The 20768-nt window shown below is 72.0% G+C and carries 23 protein-coding genes and 1 riboswitch; of the genes, 14 read left to right on the top strand and 9 right to left on the bottom strand.

The features are described 5' to 3' along the window. Positions 1-71: 71 nt before the first annotated feature. Both QSK15_RS19415 and QSK15_RS19420 read left to right on the top strand, forming a co-directional pair. Positions 72-1892 carry a beta-N-acetylhexosaminidase gene (locus QSK15_RS19415; protein ID WP_502889632.1) on the top strand — a complete coding sequence of 607 codons (1821 nt, stop codon included), beginning with the start codon at positions 72-74 and terminating at the stop codon, positions 1890-1892. Between the two features lie 432 nt (positions 1893-2324). Further along, on the top strand, positions 2325-2987 hold the full coding sequence (locus QSK15_RS19420) for a C39 family peptidase (RefSeq protein WP_285795559.1): 663 nt from the start codon (positions 2325-2327) through the stop codon (positions 2985-2987). Positions 2988-3675: 688 nt separating this feature from the next. Here QSK15_RS19420 and dusB read toward each other — a convergent pair. The 4 genes from dusB to QSK15_RS19440 form a co-directional block, all read right to left on the bottom strand. Then, on the bottom strand, positions 3676-4848 hold the full coding sequence (gene dusB, locus QSK15_RS19425; protein WP_285795560.1) for a tRNA dihydrouridine synthase DusB: 1173 nt from the start codon (positions 4846-4848) through the stop codon (positions 3676-3678). An 87-nt stretch (positions 4849-4935) separates the two neighbouring features. Then, complete coding sequence (locus QSK15_RS19430; protein ID WP_030338202.1) at positions 4936-6315, bottom strand: glycine--tRNA ligase; 1380 nt, start codon at positions 6313-6315, stop codon at positions 4936-4938. A gap of 116 nt (positions 6316-6431) precedes the next feature. After that, positions 6432-6911: an Rv0361 family membrane protein gene (locus QSK15_RS19435; RefSeq protein WP_285795561.1), complete on the bottom strand. Its 480-nt coding sequence runs from the start codon at positions 6909-6911 to the stop codon at positions 6432-6434. Positions 6912-6935: 24 nt separating this feature from the next. Beyond that, entirely contained in the window at positions 6936-7277 is a 342-nt protein-coding gene (locus QSK15_RS19440; protein WP_124778180.1) for an antibiotic biosynthesis monooxygenase family protein, read from the bottom strand. A 29-nt stretch (positions 7278-7306) separates the two neighbouring features. Here QSK15_RS19440 and QSK15_RS19445 point away from each other — a divergent pair, with 29 nt between their 5' ends. The 8 genes from QSK15_RS19445 to QSK15_RS19480 all read left to right on the top strand — a co-directional run bounded on the left by QSK15_RS19445 (position 7307) and on the right by QSK15_RS19480 (position 11820). Then, positions 7307-7564: a hypothetical protein gene (locus QSK15_RS19445; RefSeq protein WP_285795562.1), complete on the top strand. Its 258-nt coding sequence runs from the start codon at positions 7307-7309 to the stop codon at positions 7562-7564. Between the two features lie 54 nt (positions 7565-7618). Further along, complete coding sequence (locus tag QSK15_RS19450) at positions 7619-8560, top strand: metal ABC transporter substrate-binding protein (RefSeq protein ID WP_285795563.1); 942 nt, start codon at positions 7619-7621, stop codon at positions 8558-8560. Continuing rightward, a complete protein-coding gene (locus QSK15_RS19455) occupies positions 8557-9318 on the top strand; it encodes a metal ABC transporter ATP-binding protein (RefSeq protein WP_285795564.1) in 762 nt (253 codons plus the stop codon). Before QSK15_RS19450 ends, QSK15_RS19455 begins: the two co-directional genes overlap by 4 nt. 3 nt (positions 9319-9321) lie before the next feature. Then, positions 9322-10188 carry a metal ABC transporter permease gene (locus tag QSK15_RS19460; RefSeq protein WP_285795565.1) on the top strand — a complete coding sequence of 289 codons (867 nt, stop codon included), beginning with the start codon at positions 9322-9324 and terminating at the stop codon, positions 10186-10188. 42 nt (positions 10189-10230) lie between these two features. Further along, positions 10231-10530: an ArsR/SmtB family transcription factor gene (locus QSK15_RS19465; protein ID WP_030338189.1), complete on the top strand. Its 300-nt coding sequence runs from the start codon at positions 10231-10233 to the stop codon at positions 10528-10530. Beyond that, the gene (locus tag QSK15_RS19470) at positions 10527-10925 is read left to right on the top strand and encodes a Fur family transcriptional regulator (RefSeq protein WP_030338188.1); all 399 of its coding nucleotides are present in this window, start codon (positions 10527-10529) and stop codon (positions 10923-10925) included. The genes QSK15_RS19465 and QSK15_RS19470 overlap by 4 nt, the downstream gene beginning before the upstream one ends. 109 nt (positions 10926-11034) lie before the next feature. Further along, entirely contained in the window at positions 11035-11643 is a 609-nt protein-coding gene (locus tag QSK15_RS19475; protein ID WP_285795566.1) for a hypothetical protein, read from the top strand. A 9-nt stretch (positions 11644-11652) separates the two neighbouring features. Then, the gene (locus tag QSK15_RS19480; RefSeq protein WP_167337361.1) at positions 11653-11820 is read left to right on the top strand and encodes a hypothetical protein; all 168 of its coding nucleotides are present in this window, start codon (positions 11653-11655) and stop codon (positions 11818-11820) included. Between the two features lie 109 nt (positions 11821-11929). On the opposite strand, the gene QSK15_RS19485 is transcribed toward QSK15_RS19480, so the two are convergent. The 4 genes from QSK15_RS19485 to QSK15_RS19500 form a co-directional block, all read right to left on the bottom strand. Beyond that, positions 11930-13927 (bottom strand): acyl-CoA dehydrogenase family protein, encoded by a 1998-nt coding sequence (locus tag QSK15_RS19485; protein ID WP_285795567.1) that lies wholly within the window; start codon positions 13925-13927, stop codon positions 11930-11932. A 105-nt stretch (positions 13928-14032) separates the two neighbouring features. Then, complete coding sequence (locus QSK15_RS19490; protein WP_279519928.1) at positions 14033-14536, bottom strand: DUF6328 family protein; 504 nt, start codon at positions 14534-14536, stop codon at positions 14033-14035. Between the two features lie 119 nt (positions 14537-14655). Beyond that, positions 14656-15405: a sugar isomerase domain-containing protein gene (locus QSK15_RS19495; protein ID WP_285795568.1), complete on the bottom strand. Its 750-nt coding sequence runs from the start codon at positions 15403-15405 to the stop codon at positions 14656-14658. Between the two features lie 29 nt (positions 15406-15434). Then, positions 15435-16256: an alpha/beta fold hydrolase gene (locus QSK15_RS19500; RefSeq protein WP_285795569.1), complete on the bottom strand. Its 822-nt coding sequence runs from the start codon at positions 16254-16256 to the stop codon at positions 15435-15437. Between the two features lie 106 nt (positions 16257-16362). Beyond that, positions 16363-16467: riboswitch (TPP riboswitch) on the top strand. Between the two features lie 73 nt (positions 16468-16540). On the opposite strand from QSK15_RS19500, the gene QSK15_RS19505 reads away from it, so the two are divergent. The 3 genes from QSK15_RS19505 (at position 16541) to QSK15_RS19515 (ending at position 19522) form a co-directional block, all read left to right on the top strand. Beyond that, a complete protein-coding gene (locus QSK15_RS19505; RefSeq protein ID WP_285795570.1) occupies positions 16541-17128 on the top strand; it encodes an ECF transporter S component in 588 nt (195 codons plus the stop codon). Between the two features lie 166 nt (positions 17129-17294). Then, on the top strand, positions 17295-18725 hold the full coding sequence (locus tag QSK15_RS19510; RefSeq protein WP_285795571.1) for an ABC transporter ATP-binding protein: 1431 nt from the start codon (positions 17295-17297) through the stop codon (positions 18723-18725). Continuing rightward, entirely contained in the window at positions 18722-19522 is an 801-nt protein-coding gene (locus tag QSK15_RS19515) for an energy-coupling factor transporter transmembrane component T family protein (RefSeq protein ID WP_285795572.1), read from the top strand. The genes QSK15_RS19510 and QSK15_RS19515 overlap by 4 nt, the downstream gene beginning before the upstream one ends. A gap of 191 nt (positions 19523-19713) precedes the next feature. On the opposite strand, the gene QSK15_RS19520 is transcribed toward QSK15_RS19515, so the two are convergent. After that, complete coding sequence (locus tag QSK15_RS19520) at positions 19714-20034, bottom strand: hypothetical protein (protein ID WP_285795573.1); 321 nt, start codon at positions 20032-20034, stop codon at positions 19714-19716. Positions 20035-20431: 397 nt separating this feature from the next. On the opposite strand from QSK15_RS19520, the gene QSK15_RS19525 reads away from it, so the two are divergent. Further along, the gene (locus tag QSK15_RS19525) at positions 20432-20728 is read left to right on the top strand and encodes a thiamine-binding protein (RefSeq protein WP_030336432.1); all 297 of its coding nucleotides are present in this window, start codon (positions 20432-20434) and stop codon (positions 20726-20728) included. Positions 20729-20768: the final 40 nt, after the last annotated feature.

Below are 20768 nucleotides of genomic sequence, written 5' to 3' on the forward strand. Positions count from 1 at the left end.
ATTGGCACAGCCATCACGACTATCCGTGTTCGTACCGGTTTTTGGGAACGCTTCCATGCGCACCATCACGCATCCCGGCCGAGCGTCGTACGCTTGACGCCACGCCAGCCGGTGAACCTCGCTTTTGCCATAACCGACGCGAATACACCCCCGGAGCCGCCGCCGTGTCGACCACCCCCTCCCCCGGCCCCACCGCCGTCCCCGCCACCGACGCGACGCCTCTGCCGACGCGGGAACCGGACGCGGCCACGCTGGCCCAGGCCGACGCGGCAACGCTGGCCCAGGCCGCCGAGCGGGCGGCGGGCGACCTGCTCGCCCCGCCGGCTCGACACCGGCTGGCCGACGTCATCCCCGCCCCGCAGCACGTCCAGTCGGACGCGACCGGGGACTGGGTGCTGCCGGCCGAAGCGGTCATCGTGGCCAGCGCCGACCCCGCCGCGCTGGCGGTCGGCGAGCAGCTCGCCCACCTCCTGCGGCCCGCCACCGGCTACCCGCTGCCGGTCACCGACGCCACCACGCCCGAGCCCGCGGGTGGCATCGCGCTGGTGCTGGACGACACCGTCGACCTCGGCGCGGAGGGTTACCGGCTCGACATCACCACCGACGGGGTACGCCTCACCGCCAGCACCGCCGCCGGCCTCTTCTACGGCGTACAGACGCTGCGCCAACTGCTGCCGGCGGCGATCGAGAGCCCCGGTCCGGTCACCGAACGGTGGTCGTTGCCCGGCGGGACGATCACCGACGCACCCCGGTTCCCCTACCGGGGCGCGATGCTCGACGTCGCACGGCACTTCTTCGCCGTCGAGGACGTGCTGCGGGTGGTCGACCACCTGGCCCGCTACAAGCTCAACCATCTCCACCTGCACCTCACCGACGACCAGGGGTGGCGCATCGCCGTCGACTCCTGGCCGAAGCTGACCACCCTCGGCGGGACCACCGAGGTCGGCGGCGGCCCCGGCGGGCACTACACGAAGGCCGACTACGCGCGGATCGTCACCTACGCGGCCGACCGCCACATCACCGTCGTCCCGGAGATCGACCTGCCGGGGCACACCAACGCAGCGCTGGTCGCGTACCCCGAGCTGGCACCCGACAAGACCGCGCCGCCGCCGTACACCGGCACCGAGGTCGGTTTCAGCTACGTCGACCCGGCCGACGAGCGGACGTACGACTTCGTCGCCGACGTGTTGGGCGAGGTGGCCGCGCTCACCCCCGGCCCCTGGTTGCACGTCGGCGGCGACGAGGCGTTCAAGGTCAAGGGCGAGGTCTACACCGGTTTCGTCGAGCGGGTCCAACGCATCGTGGCCGACCTCGGCAAGACCGTCGTCGGCTGGCACCAGCTCGCACCGGCCGCCCACCTCGACGGACGGGTCCTGCAGTGGTGGGGCACGAACGGCGAAGACCCCACCACCGCCGAGGCCGTACGTCGTGGCGCTCGGCTGATCATCTCCCCTGGAAACCACGCCTACCTGGACATGAAGTACGCCCCGGACACTCCGATCGGGCACGACTGGGCCGGACTCATCGACGTGCGAAAGGCGTACGACTGGGATCCCGGCATGCACGTCACCGACGTGCCCTCATCGGCGGTCATCGGCGTGGAGGCCCCGCTCTGGACCGAATCGGTCACCTCGCTGACCGACATCGAACTCCTGCTGCTGCCCCGGCTCCCCGCCATCGCCGAGCTGGGCTGGTCGCCCCGAGCGACCCACGACTGGAACGGCTTCCGCGACCGCCTGGCCGGCCACGGTCCGCGCTGGGAGACCGCCGGCATCACCTTCCACCGCGCGCCCGAGATCCCCTGGCCGAGCGGACCGGCCATCCCCGCACAGCGCGACCCGGCCGTGCCCACGCAGTCCGACACCACCCGAGAGGGCGTTGACCTGACATAGCGACCGCCTCGGTGATCGACTCCAGATCGCCGAGGTGGTGGCATCCTCCGACCCGAACGCCCCCACATCGCCGCCCCGGCGTGGGTCACCTCGCCCCGATGTCCGTTATCAGGCGTAACGTCCCGTGGCCGGGGCCACCCGGGTGGTGGAATCGGGGGCCGGGCAGGGTCGTTATACCTGGCACGCCACCGCGACTGTCGGTCGTCGTTGCGGGGCAGCCGCCGGGAACACCGGCCGGGCCGCCCCGGTTACATCCCCCGCACCGCCGAGCAGCACGGGCCGAGGAGCCCGGCGGAATGATCCGCCGCCCCGGACCGTTGTGGTCTGTCCCGACGCCGGCCCCACGGGCCGCCGGGCAGTGAACTTTCCTCGCACGGCCGTCCCCCCGTGAGTCGTGCGGTATCCCCCGATGAAGCAGAGGAGCACGCCATCATGCGTACCGATCTGATTCGTAAGACCGCCCTGACCGCCGCCGGTCTCGCGTTCACCGGTGGCGCCATCGCCGGACCCGTCACCACCGCCTTCGCCGCCCCGAACACCAGCAAGCCCGCGTCGCAGGCGCAGACCGACCGCAACGGCCACGGCGAGCGTCAGCTGGGCGTGCGCTACGAAGCCCAGCCGAACTTCTACTACTGCGGCCCCGCCGCCGCCCGCAACGCCCTGTCCGTACAGGGCAAGGACATCAGCGTCGACGCCATGGCCAAGGAGATGGGCACCACCGAGGCCGGCACCAACTCCATCAACGACATCACCCCCGTGCTGAACAAGGAGACCGGCAAGAACAACGCCTACCACTCCGTCGAAATCAGCACCCCCAAGGCCGACGACAAGCAGACCGACAAGCTGCGCGCCGACATCGTCCGCACCGTCGACGACGGCCGGGCCGTGGTCGCCAACATCGCCGGCACCACCACCGACACCGACGGAGGTATCCACTCCTTCGAGGGCGGGCACTACATCAGCGTCGTCGGCTACCGCGACAACGGCAACATCGTCAAGATCGCCGACTCCGCCAACCCCGACACCGCCTCCTACGAGGTCACCGTCGAGCACCTCGCCGACTGGATCGCCACCCGCGGCTACGCCACCAGCTAAAGCACCACCCAACACCGAAGGGCCGGACCCCACCACGGGGCCCGGCCCTTCACCTTGCTCGGATCAGGTGTCCGCGCCTCGCGCCTCGCGCCTCGCGCCCCGCGCCCCGCGCCCCGCGCCCCGCGCCCCGCGCCCCGCGCCCCGCGCCCCGCGCCCCGCGCCCAAGATCCTCACAACATCGGGGATGTTGCTGCCTCAGACGCGCGGGAGACACCAACATCCCCGATGTTGCGCGGATCTCGGCGACAAGCACCAACGCGGGCCTATTGGTTGTGTCACGGGTCCTTTGGAGCTGATGTCGTAGACGAATCAGCGTCGTAACGGCATCCGCGGGGCATCGCGGGGGCACCTCGCCCGACAGCAGCGCCGCGATCGCAGCGCCGACCGGTGGCAGCGGCGGACGGTGCAACACCGCAGTGGCAGCAGCGCCCGACACCAGCGGCGCCCGACAGCAGCGGTGGGCAGCGCACTCCAACCCGCTCGCGGGTGCTCCGGGCGCTGTCGGCGCTGCGTTCGGCTCGGTCATGACGAGCCTCGGTCATGACTCGTTTACGACATCAGCTCGATAGCGTGCCGCAGCCCTGTCCGACCCCTGCGGCCGGCGGAGCCAGGTCGGCAACGCGGCAGGGATAGGCCGCCGACGGCGAGCCGTCGCAGACCAGGGGCCGAGCCGTCGCAGACCAGGGACTCAGCCGCCGGAGTCGTCCATCTCGGCGCCCTCGGGGACGGTGTCGTCGTCCCGGCTGGCCAGCCAGCCGTCCGGCAGGGCGACCTTGCCCGGCGAGTTGGTGCGCCCGCGCGGCTGCCCGAGGGCGGTCACCGGGAACGGCTCCGCCGGGTCGAGCTTGCCGAGCAGATCGTCGAGCTGGGCCAGGCTTTCGATCATCGCCAGTGAGCGGCGCAGCTCGCCGCCGACCGGGAAGCCCTTGAGGTACCAGGCGACGTGCTTGCGGAAGTCGGTGCAGCCGTCGCGTTCGCCTCGGGCCGGGTTGCGCGCGCCGGCGGTGAACTGGTCGACCAGCAGTTCGGCGTGCCGCCGCATGGTCACCGCCACCTCGCCGAGGGTGGGCAGCCGCCGCTCCGGTCGACCGTTGAAGGCGGCTTCCAGGTCGGCGAAGAGCCACGGGCGGCCCAGGCAGCCGCGCCCGACGACCACGCCGTCGGCACCGGTGTGGGCCACCATCCGCAGCGCGTCGTCGGCCTCCCAGATGTCGCCGTTGCCGAGCACCGGCACGTCGAGGGCCTGCTTCAGGGTGGCGATCGCGTCCCAGTCGGCGGTGCCGGAGTAGCGCTGCGAGGCCGTTCGCCCGTGCAGGGCCACCGCGGCCACGCCGGCGTCCTGGGCGGCGAGGCCGGCTTCGACGTACGTCAGGTGGTCGTCGTCGATGCCCTTGCGCATCTTGACCGTGACCGGCACGCCGGACGGTGCCGCGGCAGCCACCGCGGCCCGCACCAGCCGCGCGAAGAGCCGGCGCCGCCACGGCAGCGCCGCGCCGCCGCCCCGCCGGGTGACCTTGGGTACGGGGCAGCCGAAGTTGAGGTCGATGTGATCGGCCAGGTTGCGCTCGACGACGATCCGCACGGCGGCGGCGGTGATCTCCGGGTCGGTGCCGTAGAGCTGGAGGCTGCGGGGCTTCTCGTCGTCGCCAAACGCGATCATGCGCAGCGTCTTCGGGTTGCGCTCGACCAGCGCCCGAGTGGTGATCATCTCGCAGACGTAGATGCCGCCGCCCTGCTCACGGCAGAGCTGGCGGAACCCGACGTTGGTGATCCCGGCCATCGGCGCGAGCACGACAGGCGGCCACACCTGGTGCTGGCCGAGAGTCAGCGGGCGCAGCGCCGGCACGGTCGAGGCAGTCACCGCACAAGTGTACGGGGCCCCGACCGGCGCTGATCGCGTCGGCCGAGGCCCCGTGGGCGGAGTCTCAGAGGCCCCGTGGGCGGAGTCTCAGCAGCCCGGGAGACGCTCGATCAGGTAACGCTCGACCTGGTCCAGGGAGACCCGCTCCTGGGCCATGGTGTCCCGGTTGCGCACCGTCACGGCGTTGTCGTCCAGGGTGTCGAAGTCGACGGTGACGCAGAACGGGGTGCCGATCTCGTCCTGCCGGCGGTAGCGACGGCCGATCGCCTGCGAGTCGTCGAACTCCACCACCCAGCGCTTGCGCAGCAGCGTGGCGAGGTCCTTCGCTTTGGGCGACAGCGCCTCGTTGCGGGACAGCGGCAGCACCGCCACCTTGACCGGGGCGAGCCTCGGGTCGAACCGCATCACGGTGCGCTTGTCCACGCCACCCTTGGTGTTCGGCGCCTCATCCTCGTCGTACGCCTCCAGCAGGAAGGCGAGCACCGCCCGGGTCAGACCGGCGGCCGGCTCGATGACGTACGGCATCCACCGCTCGCTCTTGCTCTGGTCGAAGTACGACAGGTCGACGCCCGAGTGCTTGCTGTGCGTGGAGAGGTCGAAGTCGGTGCGGTTGGCGACACCCTCCAGCTCGGCGAACTCGGTGCCGCCGAACTGGAAGCGGTACTCGATGTCCACAGTCCGCTTCGAGTAGTGCGACAGCTTCTCCTTGGGGTGCTCGTACAGGCGCAGGTTGTCCGCCGAGAGGCCCAGGTCGAGGTACCAGTTCCAGCGCTCCTGGAGCCAGTACTCGTGCCACTGCTCGTCGGTGCCCGGCTCGACGAAGAACTCCATCTCCATCTGCTCGAACTCGCGGGTCCGGAAGATGAAGTTGCCCGGGGTGATCTCGTTGCGGAACGACTTGCCGGTCTGCGCGATGCCGAACGGCGGCTTCTTGCGGGCGACCGTCTCGACGTTCTTGTAGTTGACGAAGATGCCCTGCGCGGTCTCCGGGCGCAGGTAGTGCAGCCCTTCGTCGCTCTCCACCGGGCCCAGGTAGGTCTTCATCAGGCCGTTGAACATCTTCGGCTCGGTGAAGGTGCCCTTGTTGCCGCAGTTGGGGCAGTTCAGCTCCGACAGGGAGGTGAGCGGCTTGCCGTGCTTCTCGGCGTACGCCTCCTCCAGGTGGTCCGCGCGGAACCGCTTGTGACAGAACTGGCACTCGGTGAGCGGGTCGACGAACTCGGCGATGTGGCCGGACGCCTCCCACACCTTGCGGGCCAGGATCACGGCGGAGTCCAGGCCGACGACGTCGTCGCGCTGCTGGACCATGGTCTTCCACCACTGCCGGCGGACGTTCTCCTTGAGCTCCACGCCGAGCGGACCGTAGTCCCACGCCGATCGGGTGCCCCCGTAGATCTCGCTGGAGGGGAAGACGAAGCCTCGGCGCTTGGCGAGGCTGACGACGGCGTCGATACGGTCGGCTGGCATGTTTCCTCCTACGCCGGCTGGCGGTCGGCGGGGGCGAGATGTGGATGGAACGGTCGGTTCGGGGACAACGGTACGACGACCGACCCCCCGAGCCCCAGCAGAATACCGGGGGCGGGTCAGCTGACCTCGCAGACCTCCACGCCGCCGGTCTGCCCGTCCTGGCCGAGGCTGACCTGTTGCCGCTCCCGATCGCCGCCGGCCAGGGTCACGTCGACCGGCACGGTCAGGTAGGTGGTGTCCACCTCACCTACCCGGAACGCGGTCACCTGCGGCTCGGCGGCGGCGCGCCGCTCGAACTCCGGCCGGGACTCACGCCGCTGCGCGTCGTCGCAGAGCTGGTCGTACGCCCGCCCGTAGTCCCGCTCGACCAGCGCCTGGTAGTAGTCGCCGGTCACGGTGCGGGCCTGTTCCCGGATCGCCTGGACTCCGCTGACGGCCAGGCCGACGACAGCGGTGCCACCTCCGCCGCAGCAGAGCACCACGGCGAGCGCGCCGACGCCGAGGCCGATCCAGAGCCGGGTCCGGCGGCCCTCGGTGGGGGGCGCGGCGAACGGCGGAGCCACGCCGGGACCGGGTGGCGGGGCGGGTGCGGTCATAGGAGCAGCGTAGTGTCCGGCGGCTCAGCGGTAAGGACCCGCGGCCCGATCACTCTCGGCGACGACCACGGCCCCGCCGGGGGCGGCGGTGGCCAGCGCCTCGTAGGCGGAGGGCTCGTCGACGGACTCGGCGAGCAGCGGCACGGCACTGACCTTCACCTCGAAGGCGCCGAGTGCCCGCCGGTACGTGCCGACCGACTCCCATTCGGTGACCAGTGACCAGTGCCGGGGGTCGTCCAGCGCCCGGACCAGTTGACCGCGCAGGTAGCCGGGCCGGGCGGCGAGCGCGGTGAGGGCGGCGTGCGCCCGTTCGGTGAAGTCGTCGGCGGTATCGACGTCGACCACGAACCGGTTGGTCACCAGCACCGGGGGTTCCTCCTCGTAGAGTCTGTGGGATGCAGCGTACGCAGCGCCCTCTGCTCGCCCGGTTGGCCGGGGCGAACCCGACGTCGGTGTTCCTGCTCACCCTGGTGGTGGTGCTGGTGGCGTTCTTCACGCCCGGGGTGATCGGCGGCCTGCTGACGCTCGCGCTCGCGGGGGTCCTGATCGCCCTGTTGACGACGACCTGGGCGGTTCAGGCGCCGCAGACCCGGCTGATCCGGCTGGTGATGCTCACCCTGCTGGTGACGGTGGGTCTCGCGAAGCTCCTCTGACATGCAATCATGCGTTTTTGACAATCATTATCGTTGCCACGGACAGTTGACGACATGACCAACCGCGCCACGTCCCGTTTCCTGGCCGCCACGACCGCCCTCCTCGCCCTGGGCGCCGGGGCCGGCTGCTCCACCGATGGTGCCGGCGCCGACCCTCAGCGAGTCGACGTGGTGGCCGCGTTCTACCCCCTCCAGTTCCTGGCCGAGCGGATCGGCGGCGACGCGGTCCGGGTGACCAACCTGGCCAAGCCCGGCGCCGAGCCGCACGACCTGGAACTCAACCCGAGTCAGGTCGGTGAGGTCAGCGAGGCCGAGCTGATCGTCTACCTCAAGGGGTTCCAGCCGGCGGTGGACGACGCCGTGGCCCAGAACGGTGGCGACCGGGCGTTCGACGTGACGAGCGTGCAGCCGCTGCTGGACGCGTCCGCCGGCGGCCACGACCACGAGGGCGAGGAGGGGCACACCGAGGAGAGCGGCGGGAAGGACCCGCACGTCTGGCTCGACCCGACCCGGCTGGCCGGCATCGGCGACCAACTCGCCCAGCGACTCGGCAGCGCCGACCCGGACCACTCCGCCGACTACACCGCCCGGGCGGCGGCCCTGCGCACCGACCTGACGACACTGGACGACGAGTTCAAGCACGGACTGGCGACCTGCCAGCGGCGGGAGATCGTGACCAGCCACGCCGCGTTCGGCTACCTCGCCGACCGGTACCAGCTCGACCAGGTCGGCATCACCGGGCTGAGCCCCGACGTCGAGCCCTCGCCGCAGCGCCTCGCGCACGTGATCGAGGAGGCGAAGGAGCACCAGGCCACCACGATCTTCTTCGAGACCCTGGTCAGCCCGAAGGTGGCCGAGACCATCGCCGGTCAGGTCGGCGCGAAGACCGCCGTGCTCGACCCGATCGAAGGGCTCGCCGCCGGCAGCGACGGGGACTACCTTTCGGTGATGCGCACCAACCTGCGGACCCTGCAGACCGCCCTGGGCTGCTCGTGACCTCACCTGTCATCACCGTCGAGCACGGGGTGGTCGGCTACGACGGCCGCCCCGTGCTCCGGGACGTCTCGCTCACCGTGACCGCGGGCGAGGTGGTCGCGATCCTCGGCGCCAACGGCTCCGGCAAGTCCACCCTGATCCGCGCCGTGCTCGGGCTGGTGCCGATCAGCGCCGGCTCGGTCACCCTCTTCGACCGGCCGTTGCGCCGTTTCCGACAGTGGGCGCGCATCGGGTACGTCCCGCAGCGCCTGGGCGCCGGCGGCGGCGTGCCGGCCACCGTCCGCGAGGTGGTGGCCTCCGGCCGGCTGGCGCGTCGAGGGGTGCTGCGTCCGCCGGGTCGGGCCGACCGGGCCGCCGTCGACGCGGCGCTGCGCGCGGTCGGGCTCGCCGACCGGGCTGGCGACCCGGTGTCCACGCTCTCCGGCGGTCAGCAGCAGCGCACCCTGATCGCCCGTGCCCTGGCCGGCGAGCCGGAGCTGCTGGTCCTCGACGAGCCGACCGCCGGGGTGGACGCGGCCAGTCAGGAGGCGTTCGCCGGCGCGCTGCGCGACTTCGTCGCCCGTGGCGGGACGGTGCTGCTCGTCGCCCACGAGCTGGGCCCGCTGCGCCCGGTGATCAGCCGGGCCGTGGTCGTCCACGAGGGTCGCATCGCCCATGACGGCGCGGTGCCGGACCCGGCCGGCCACCACGCGGAGCCCGACCACGACCACGTGCACCCGCACTGCTACGACGAGCCCGCCGGGCTGTGGAGCAACTGACCCATGGAACTCTTCCAGTACCCCTACATGCAGCGCGCCCTGATCGGCGCGCTGGTGATCGGCCTGGCCGCGCCGGCGCTCGGCATCTACCTCGTGCAGCGCCGTCTGGCGTTGATCGGCGACGGGGTGGGGCACGTGGCGCTGACCGGGGTTGGGGCGGGGTTGCTGCTCAACCGCTCACCGGTGCTGGTCGCGGTGATCGCCGCCACCATCGGCGCGGTCGCCATCGAGATCGTCCGCGCCCGCGGGCGTACCTCCGGTGACCTTGCCCTGGCCCTGCTCTTCTACGGCGGCATCGCGGGCGGCGTACTCCTGGTTGGTCTCTCCGACGCGACGAGCGCGAACCTGAACGCGTACCTGTTCGGGTCGCTGACCACCATCTCGCCCGCCGACCTGACCACCATCGCGGTGCTCGGCGCGGCGATCCTGGTCACGATGATCGCGCTGCGGCCGGCGCTCTTCGCGGTGAGTCACGACGAGGAGTACGCCCGGGTCTCCGGCCTCCCGGTCCGCACGCTGAACCTGCTGATCGCGGTCGCCACGGCGGTCACCGTGACCATCGCCATGCGGGCCGTCGGGGTGCTGCTGATCAGCGCGCTGATGGTGGTGCCGGTCGCCACTGCGCAGCAGGTCACCAGGGGTTTCCGCAGCACGATGGCGGCCGCGATGGCGCTCGGGTTGTTCGCCGCCGGCTCGGGTGTCTGGGTGGCGGCCACCGCGGACACCGCGCCGGGCGCGTCGGTGGTGCTGGTGGCGATCGCCTCGTTCCTGATGGTGGCGGTGGCGGGCGGTGTCTGGCGGGTGGTGCGCCGCCGCACGACGCCGACCGCCGTACCGGCACCGGAGCCGCACGAGGTCGTGCTGAGCTGAGCCTGCTCGGTGGACGTCGGTGGTATTGGTTACCGTTGCAGGATGACCAGCGCAACGGGCTACGACGGATTCGACGGGGCCAGCGAGTTGCTCCGGGCCCTGTCCGCGCCCATCCGGCTGGCCATCGTCAGTGAGCTGGCCGGCGGCGAGCGGTGCGTACACGAGCTGGTCGAGAAGCTCGGGGCCGCGCAACCGCTGGTCTCGCAGCACCTGCGCGTGTTGCGCGGAGCGGGCGTGGTGCGCGGCTCCCGCCGAGGTCGGGAGATCGCCTACAGCCTGGTCGACGAACACGTCGCGCACATCGTGGCGGACGCGGTCAGCCACGCCGGGGAGGGATCATGAGCGAGAGCGGCGCCGCGGTGCGCAACACCCGGCAACGCTCGGCGGTGAGCGCGCTGCTGGGCGAGATGGAAGGCTTCCACAGCGCTCAGGACCTGCACGCGATGTTGCGCCAGCGCGGCGAGCGGGTCGGCCTGACCACCGTCTACCGCACCCTGCAGGGGTTGGCCGACGCGGGTGAGATCGACGTGATGCGTCCGCCGGGCGGCGAACACCTCTACCGCCGGTGCAGCGAGGGGCACCACCACCACCTGGTCTGCCGGGTCTGCGGTCGTACCGTCGAGGTGGCCGGCCCGGCCGTGGAGAGCTGGGCCGACCGGGTCGCCGCGCAGCACGGCTACGCCGACGTCAGCCACACCCTGGAGATCTTCGGCACCTGCCCGACCTGCCCGCGCTGACCAGCGGCGCCGCCGCTGGCGCGACGCTCCGGTGCCGTCGGCGGCCGGTCGCGTGCCGGGCTCACATCACTGCTGCACGGAGCGGGACGTTCGTGGCACGCTGACCGGCGTGAAAATCTATGCCGATCGGTTTCCGACCGCCGCCCGTCAGGTGCTCACCGACCTGCTCGTCGTCGTCTGGGTGTACGCGGCGATCCGCGGCGCGCTGTGGCTGCACGACCTGGTGCAGAAGCTCGCCGTACCGGGGCAGAAGCTGGAGGGCGCCGGTAGTGGCCTCGCCGACAACCTGGGCGACGCCGGCAGCAAGGTCGGCCGGGTGCCGCTGGTGGGCGACGAACTCACCGCCCCGTTCCAACGTGCCGCCGACGCCGCCCGATCGCTCGCCGACGCCGGGCGCGACCAGCAGCACCTGGTCGACCAGTTGGCCCTCGCCCTGGCCATCGCGGTGCTGATCTTCCCGCTCGGCATCGTGCTCCTCGGTTGGCTGCCGTTGCGGGTCCGCTGGATGCGCCGGGCCGGGTCGGCGGCGAAGCTGGCCGCCGGGCCGGCCGGCCGGGACCTGCTCGCCCTGCGCGCGCTGGCCACCCGGCCGCTGGGCCAGTTGACCCGGATCGGCCCGGACGTCGCCGAGGCGTGGCGTCGCGGCGACGACGCGACTGTCGACGCCCTGGCCGCCTTGGAGCTGCGCCAACTCGGCCTGCGCGGCCGGGGCCGCTAAGGTCTTCGGGTGTTCTACTTCCTCGTCGTCATCGCCGTCCTGCTGCTCGGCTACGCCGCCGTCCTGGTCTCCTTCGTCCGTCGGGGCAAGAAGATCCCGCCTGCGGCGTACCTCGCCCTGGCCGGGCTCAATGGTCTGATCCTGGCCGGCGTGCTGGCCTGGGCGGTCTCCCGCTGACCGCCGCCGGGTCAACGGCGAGGTGGGGGTATCGGGGCTGCCGGATGCCGACACCTCGACGATCCGGAGTTGATCAAGCCCGCCGGCCCGCGCGTCTGTGACGCGGGGGTCAGGGCTTGGGTGGGATGCGGCGACGGACGTCCTCGGCGGTGGACGGGCCGGGCGACCAGCGGGCCACCCAGGGCAACTCCTCGGACGGGGTGAGCACACCCTCCTCCAGGCCCGCGTAACGGCCGGCGAGGATGCGCTTCGCGGCGGCGGTGTCGACCGAGTCGGTGTTGTCCCAGAGCGCGGCGAACAGGGCGTCGACCCGCACCCGCGCCTGCCGGCAGAACAGGTCGGCCAGCTCGACGTTCTCCGGTCGGCTGTCCCGTTCGGCGGTGGCCCGGACGCAGACCGCTGACATCGCGAACAACTCGGCGCCGATGTCCACTACCCGGCCGAGGAACGCCTGCTTACGCTCCATCTTTCCCTGCCAGCGGGACATCGCGTAGAACGTCGACCGGGCCAGCTTGCGCGAGGAACGCTCCACCTGGCGCAGGTGCGCGGCGAGCGGGGCGAACTCGGCGTACGCCGAGGGGGTCTGCCCCCGGCCCACGGCGAGGGTGGGCAGCCACTTCGCGTAGAAGGCGCCCGCCCGCGCGCCGGCTCGGGCCTTGCGGCCCAGGCCCGCGTCCGGATCGATGATGTCGCCGGCCACCGACAGGTGGGCGTCGACCGCCTCCCGCGCGATCAGCAGGTGCATGATCTCGGTGGAGCCCTCGAAGATCCGGTTGATCCGCAGGTCGCGCAGCATCTGCTCGACGGCGGCCGGGCGTTCGCCACGGGCGGCCAGCGAGTCGGCCGTCTCGTAGCCGCGCCCGCCCCGGATCTGGACCAGCTCGTCGGCGATCTTCCAGGCCATCTCGCTGGCGTACAGCTTGACCAGCGCCGCTTCGATCCGGATGTCGTTGCGGTCGTCGTCGGCGAGCAGGCAGCAGAGGTCGAGCATGGTCTCCATGCCGTACGTGGTGGCGGCGATGAAGGACAGTTTCTGCGCGACCGCTTCGTGCTCGCCCACCGGTCGACCCCACTGGACCCGGTCGGCGGCCCACCCACGGGCCACGTTCAACGCCCACTTGCCGGCCCCCACGCACATCGCCGGCAGTGAGAGCCGGCCGGTGTTCAGGGTGGTCAGGGCGATCTTCAGCCCCTTGCCCTCACCGCCGATGACGTTCTCGGCGGGCACGAACACGTCGTGGAACCGGGTCAGGCTGTTCTCCAGGCCGCGCAGACCGATGAACTCGTTGCGCCGCTCGACGGTGATGCCCGGCGTGTCGCCGTCCACCACGAACGCGGTGATCCCGCCCCGGCGGCCCTCCGTGGCGGGCACCCGGGCCATCACCACCAGCAGGGTCGCCACGATGCCGTTGGTGGCCCAGAGCTTCACCCCGTTGAGCCGGTAACCCGTGCCGTCCTCGGTCGGCTCGGCGACGGTGGCCAGCCGGGCCGGGTCGGAGCCGACGTCGGGCTCGGTGAGCAGGAACGCGGACACCTCACCGGCCGCGAGCCGGGGCAGGAAGCGCTGCTTCTGCTCGGCGGTGCCGAACATCTTCAGTGGCTGTGGCACACCGATCGACTGGTGGGCCGAGAGCAGCGCGCCGATGGCCGGGCTGACCGAGCCGGCCAGCATGAGCGCCCGGCAGTAGTGCAGGTTGCTCAGCCCGAGCCCGCCGTACTTCCGGTCGATCTTCATGCCGAACGCGCCGAGGTCAGCCAGGCCGTGGAACACCGAGTCGGGAATGGAGCCGTCCCGTTCGATGGCGGCGCCGTCCACCTCGGAGGCCAGGAAGGCGCGGAACCGACCGAGGAACTCCTCCGCCCGGGCCACGTCGTCCGGGTCGGATCGGGGCCACGGGTCGATCAGGTCGAGCCGGAACCGGCCGAGGAACAACTCCTTGCCGAAGCTGGGTCGGTCCCAGGTGGACTCTCGGGCGGCTTCGGCGACCTGCCGGGCTTCCTTCTCAGTGACCTGTCCGGCTTCCGCGGGCAGTGGCGCCGCCGCCTGGGCGGTGGCTTCGGAGTCGGGGCCGTCCGGTGCCGGTCGGCCGTTCTGCGTCGTGGTCACGGCTGCCCCCTCGAAGTTCGGTGCGGCTGCGTCGACGGGTGCGACTACCGTCACGCTACCCCCGGTTGTTACCCGGGGGTAGCGCTGCGTGCGGATCGGCGGGGGTCAGCGGCCGTTGATCGTGTCCGGGTCGTCGTCATCGTCGTCGATGTCGTCCTCACCCCAGTTGCGCCGGGCGAACGGCAGGATCATCCAGAAGGTGAGGAACCACAGCCCGGTCAGGGCGCTGAGCAGGAAGGCGATCGGCCGGTCCAACACGAAGTCGGTGATCAGCAGGACGGCGCTGACCATCGCGATCAGCATGAAGGCGAGACCGCCGGTGGCCATCCGGTGGGCGAACCGCACCAGTTCCGGCTTACGCCCCTGCCGGAAGAGCGCCCGGTGGAACGCCACCGGCGAGATGATCATCGCGGTGGCGGCGGCCGCCGCGAGCAACGCCACGATGTACACGTCGCGTTGGAACTCGCTGGTCCTGGTGAACCCGTTACTGAACGGCAGGGTGAGCAGGAAGGCGAAGAGGATCTGAACACCGGTCTGAGCGACCCGCAACTCCTGCAGCAGGTCGGCGAAGTTGCGCTGCCAACGCTGCTTCTCGGTCTCCTTGGACACGCGCTACCTCCGGTGAGACGCTACTGCCGGCGGTCCCGGCCGCCGGCAGCAACGCCAATGCCCCACCCGGCCGAGCGCGAAACAAGTTCACGACATCCGCCGTTCATACTGTGGCAACGTCAGGACCCGCGTCGGATGCGGCCCGCGTACCGGGCTTCCAGCTCGTTGTTGTGCGCGTCGCCGTCGGGGATGTTCGCCGACAGGTAGACCGGGGGCCGCTGCCCCGCCGCCAGCAACCGCGCCACGACCTCCACCGTCACCTGCTGCGCCAGCAACGCCGCGGTGATCGAGGAGACCGCGCCGACCGCGCCACCGCCGGGCAGGGGCAGCGTCGCGTCGCCGTACGGGGCGCCGTTGTCGAGCACCACGTCGGCGAGGTCGCTCAGCTTGCGCCCCGACGGGTGCCGGGACGTCATCCGACCGGAGTGCTGCGCCGAGGTGATCGCCACCAGCCCGTGACCGTGCTCCTTCACCAGCGTGGCGAACTCCACCATCGCGCCGTTGACCCCGGAGTTCGAGGCGAGCACGAAGACGTCGGTGGGGCGCACCGGGGCCAGCTCGTAGAGGCGGTGCGCGATGGCCGGGTCCCGTTCCAGCAGCGGGCCGAGCCGTTCCGCCGGCTCGCCACCGATCAGCACCAGGTCGCGTAGCGCGATCCGGTTGGTCGGCACCAGACCACCCGCCCGCCCGGCGATCTCCATCGCGAGGGCCTCCGAGTGCCCGGTGCCGAACGCGTGCACCACGCCGTCGGCCCGGACCGCCTCGGCGATCAGGTCGGCGGCCCGCCCCACCGCCTCCCGCTGGCTGGCGGCCACCCGGCCGATCGTCTCGGTCACCACGGCCAGGTAGTCCTCGGCACTCACCGTCATACGTCCTCCGTCGTTCGATTGCCTGCCACTTAGCCGGCCCGGGCCAGGATCGCCTCGGCGAGTGGGGCCGGCGCCTCGTCCGGGATCCAGTGACTCACCCCGGACAGCTGCACGAACCGGTAGTCCCCGGTGACGTTCGCCGCGCACGCCTCGGCGGCGGTCCGGCCGATGGCGACGTCCCGGTCACTCCAGACATACGTGGTGGGCACCGTGACCGGGCCGACACCGGCCAGGTCGGCGCGGGACATCGCCCGGTACCAGTTCAGGGCCGCCGTGAGCGCTCCCGGCTCGCGCATCGGGTCGGCGTACCTGTTCACCCGGGACGCGTCGCCCACCCCGCCGAGCAGTTTGCGCAGCGCGGCGGCGTGCCACGCCAGCAGCACCTTCTCCGCCGTGTCCGGCTTGCGGAACAACGCCATGTACGACGAGCGGGCCTTCTGTCCGCTGTCGGTGGTCAGCGCGTGCGCCATCGCCGCCGGATGCGGCACGGACACCGCGGTCAGCGTGTGCACCCGGTCGGGGTGCCGGGCGGCGACCGCCCACGCCACCACCGCGCCCCAGTCGTGGCCGACCAGGTGCACGGCGTCCAGCTCCAGCGCGTCGAGCACCGCCACCACGTCGCCGACGAGTTCGGGGATGCGGTAGTCGGCCACCGCCGTGGGCCGGGCACCGGGCGAGTAGCCGCGCTGGTCCAGCGCGTACGTGCGCAGCCCACCCGGGTGCAGCCGCGGCACCACGTCGTCCCACTCACCGCTGTGCTGAGGGAAGCCGTGCAGCAGCAGGACGGGTACGCCGTCCGGTGGACCGTCGACTGTCACGTCGAACGTGAGGCCTCGCGCATCTACCCGCATGATCGGAAGCGTACCCAGAAGGCGGTGGGCCGGCCGCTCCCGCAGGTCAGCGCATGCCCTGCTGGGCCCACGACCCGGGTCGGTGTTAGCGTCACCGAGACAACTTCATATCCGACAGGGGAGCGCACAGCGCTGAGAGTGTGGGTACGCCCGCAGACCCTCGAACCTGATCTGGGTAATGCCAGCGCAGGGAGTTCGGTCGACCTCCAGCCGCGCCGCAGTCCGGTGCCACCGGACGCGGCGTGCGTCTTCTCCTGGTTCTCTTCGTTGAACTGGGAGCAATCATGGACAACACCACCAACCGTTGGCGCACCATCGACATCGTGGTCGCCTCGGTGATCGCGGTCGCCTTCGGCGTCATCTTCTGGGCCTGGGGCCTGGTCTGGAGCGCCACCGAGGGTGCGTTCGCCTTCTTCCCGCCGGCGCAGACGCTGCTCTACGGCGTCTGGTTGATGCCGGCGGTGATCGGTGGGCTGGTCATCCGCAAGCCCGGTGCCGCGCTCTACTGCGAGACCGTGGCCGCGGTCCTGTCCGCGCTGCTGGGCAGCCAGTGGGCCGGCACGGTGATCCCGCAGGGGATCGTGCAGGGCATCGGCGCCGAGCTGGCCTTCGCCGCCTTCCGCTACCGGTCGTTCCGGCTGCCGACAGCCGTGTTCGCCGGCGCGCTGACCGGTGTCAGCGCCGCGCTGTTCGACTTCTTCGTCTGGAACGTCGACTACGCGCTGGCCGACTACCGCATCCCGTACGCGCTGCTCACCGTCGTCAGCGCCACCGTCATCGCAGGAGCGGGCGGCTGGCTGCTGACCAAGGCCCTGGCCAACACCGGCGTCCTGGACCGCTTCCCGGCAGGCCGGGACCGCGCCCTGATCTAACCCCACCCGCGCCGCACCGATCCTCGTTGATCATGAGGTTGGCGGTGGAATGGATCTCTGAAACCCCCGCCAACCTCATGATCAATCGGCCGGGCCGTGGGGTGGGGCCGGGGGTGGGGTGGGGTGGGGTCTGGGGGTGGGTGGGAGCGGAGGGCTGGGGGGTTCGGTGGGCGCTGTGGTGTTGCGGGGGTTCGGGTGGCGGCACGCCGGGCGGCGGGCCTGGGCGCTGCGCGGGGTCGACCTGCGGATCGAGGTCGGGGAACGGGTGCTGCTGCTCGGGCCCTCGGGGGCCGGCAAGAGCACCCTGCTCAGCGCGCTGGCCGGGCTGCTTCCCGACGACTCCGGCGAGCAGGAGGGCACCGTCGAGATCGACGGGCTCGACCCGCGCAAGGGGCGGGAACGGGTCGGCGTCGTCTTCCAGGACCCGGAGACCCAACTGGTGATGGCCCGCTGCGGCGACGACGTCGCGTTCGGGCTGGAGAACCGGGGGGTACCGGCCGACGAGATCTGGCCCCGGGTCGACGAGGCACTGCACCGGGTCGGCTTCCCGTACCCCCGGGACCGCCGCACCGCGGCGCTCTCCGGCGGCGAGCAGCAACGCCTCGCCCTGGCCGGCGCGCTGGCCCTGCGCCCCGCCCTGCTGCTCCTCGACGAGCCGACCGCCAACCTCGACCCGGCCGGGGCCGACCTGGTCCGGCACGCGGTGGCCGGCGCGCTGGACGCCGACACCACGCTGATCCTGGTCGAGCACCGGGTCGCCGAGGCGTTGCCACTGGTCGACCGGGTGGTCGTCCTGGAACCGGGAGGCGGCGTCCGCGCGGACGGCACCCCCGAGGCGGTCTTCGCCGCCCACGGCGCCGCCCTGGCCGCCGAGGGCGTCTGGGTGCCCGGTCACCCCGTCACGCCCCGGCCGGCCACTGCCGCCCCCGGGGAGCTGTTGCTCACCGCCGACCAGGTCGGCCTGCCACCCCGGCTGGGCCACACCAACCTGTCGGTACGCGCCGGCGAGGCACTCGCCGTACGCGGACCGAACGGTGCCGGCAAGTCCACCCTGGCGTTGCTGCTCGGCGGTCTGCTCCGGCCGGGCAGTGGGCGGGTCACCGCGTCCGCCGAACTGGCCGGCCCGGACCACCGCACTCCCCCGCACCGCTGGCGGGCGCCCGCGCTGGCCCGGCGGATCGGGTCGGTCTTCCAGGATCCGGAACACCAGTTCGTCACCAGCACCGTCTTCGACGAGCTGGCGCTCGGCCCGCGCCGCACCGGTCAACCCGAGGCGGTGGTCAACGAGACCGTGGCCGGGCTGCTGGAACGGCTGCGGCTGGCCCGGCTCGCCGCCGCCAACCCGTACACCCTCTCCGGTGGTGAGGCGCGGCGGCTGAGCGTGGCGACGGCCCTGGCCACCGCGCCCCGCCTGCTGATCTGTGACGAACCCACCTTCGGCCAGGACCGGCGGACCTGGCGGGAGTTGGTCGACCTCTTCGCCGACCTGCGCGACGCCGGCCACGGCGTGGTCACCGTCACCCACGACGCGGACTTCGTCGCCGCGCTCGCCGACCGCACCGTCACCCTGCACCGAGCCCCGGACGACCACCGATGATCAGCATCGAGCCGGTCGCCGCGCCGGACGCGCCGTTGGCCCGCCGCAACCCGGTGGCGAAGGTCGCCGCCGCACTCGCCTTCTCGTTCATCCTGCTGGCCACCCTGGACCCGGTCGCCCCGGCGATCGCCATCGCCCTCGAACTGGCCGTCCTGCCGCTGTTCGGCATCCGCTACCGGGTACTGGCCCGACGGGCCTGGCCGCTGCTGCTCAGCGCCGCCGGCATCCTGGTCACCCTGGTGCTGTTCGCCGCCGACCGGTCCGGTCGGGTCCTGCTGGACGCGGGGCCGGTGCTGGTGAGCACCGGTGTGCTGCTCACCGCGCTCGGCCTGGTGCTGCGGGTGTTCGCGGTGGCACTGCCCGGCGTGATCGTCTTCGCGACCACCGACCCCACCGACCTGGCGGACGCGTTGATCCAGAACGCGAAGGCGCCGGCGCGGTTCGCCATCGGGGCGCTGGCCGCGTTCCGGCTGGTGCCGCTGCTCGGCCAGGAGTGGCAGATGATCAGCATGGCTCGGCGTGCGCGCGGCGTCGACGCGGGACGCGATCCGGTGGCGAAGCTGCGGCTCTTCGCCTCCACCGCGTTCGCGCTGCTGGTAGGGGCGATCCGGCGCGGCACCCGGCTGGCCGTGGCGATGGACGCGCGTGGCTTCGACGCCGGCACACCCCGTACCGTCGCGCGCCGGCAACACTTCACCCGCGCCGACGCCCTCCTGATAGCCGGGGCAGCGGCGCTGGCTGCGGCAGCCCTGACCACGAGCGTGCTGGCCGGCACCTTCCGCCCCCTGATCGGCTGAGCCCCGGCCGCTCCCACCCCGCACCCCTCCCGCACGGCGTCGATTTGCATCGCCGCGCCGGCATGATCCGCACAACATCAGGGATGGTGCTGCTTCGTTGGGCAATGAGGCAGCACCACCCCTGAAGTTGCTGTCTGCCTCACCGCCCGGGGGGGTCGGGGGGCGGGACAGGGTGGGTGGGTGGGGGGGGGTCAGCTGCGGCGGAAGGCGTAGCGGCGGTTTTGGCCAGCTTGTTGGCCACGCCCGCCGATCGCCCGCGTCCCGCCACCCTGCGGCGGTCCGGCCGTCGGTGCCTTCGGTCGCCCGGTCACCTTCGGCAGGTCCGCCGCCACCGGCGCGTCGGCTACCGCCGGCACGTCGACCGGCGGCACCAGCTCACCCGGCACCGCCTCCGGCAGAGCCGTCTGATTCAGCACCGCCGGCAGTGGCGGCTCGACCAGGACTGCCGGATCACCCAACGCTGCGGGAAGCGCCAGCTCGGCCAGGAACGCCGGTTCGACCGCGAGGTCCACCTCGGGGCGGCTTGGTAGGAGCGCGTCATGGCCGGCCGCCGGGTCCGTGCTGGCGGAGGTAGGTGTGGCTGTACGGGACCTCTTCGGTTTGCGCCTGGTAGGCATCCGGGCCTCCTTCGGGCCGATCGACACGGCCGTCCCGCGCTCCGGCGGTCGGTCGGTTCGGCTGGTGACCGTCGCACCACGACGGTCGAACGGGGAAGGGACTGCTCACCGGGGTCGGGACACAGCCAGCGCCGCCGAACGGCGGGTGGGAGATGCGGGACGCCCAGGAGCGCACGGACCGCGGCGCGGGGCGGCGGACCGGCTCGGAGAGTGGGGCGTCAGTTGCGCATGCCCGCACGCTATCCCGTTGGCGGGCACCGGCGCACCCGAATTTCCTGACACGATGGGCACCATGCTGATCGCGTTCTCGATCACCCCGCTCGGCGGTGACGATTCGGTGGGTGACCTGGTCGCTGAGGCGGTTCGGGTGGTCCGTGCGTCCGGCCTGCCCAACCGGACCGATGCCATGTTCACCACCGTCGAGGGCGAGTGGGACGAGGTGATGGCGGTGGTGAAGCGGGCGGTCGACGTCGTGGCCGCGCGGGCACCCCGGGTGAGTGTGGTGCTGAAGGCCGACGTCCGGCCCGGGGTCACCGACGCGCTCACCGGGAAAATCGCCCGTATCGAAGCCCGTCTCGCCGAAGGCTGACGCGCGCGGCGGGCAATGACGGCAGGTTTCCCTGCGCAGG

Origin of the sequence: Micromonospora sp. NBRC 107095, from assembly GCF_030269705.1 — a bacterium.
Lineage (GTDB): Bacteria > Actinomycetota > Actinomycetes > Mycobacteriales > Micromonosporaceae > Micromonospora > Micromonospora parva.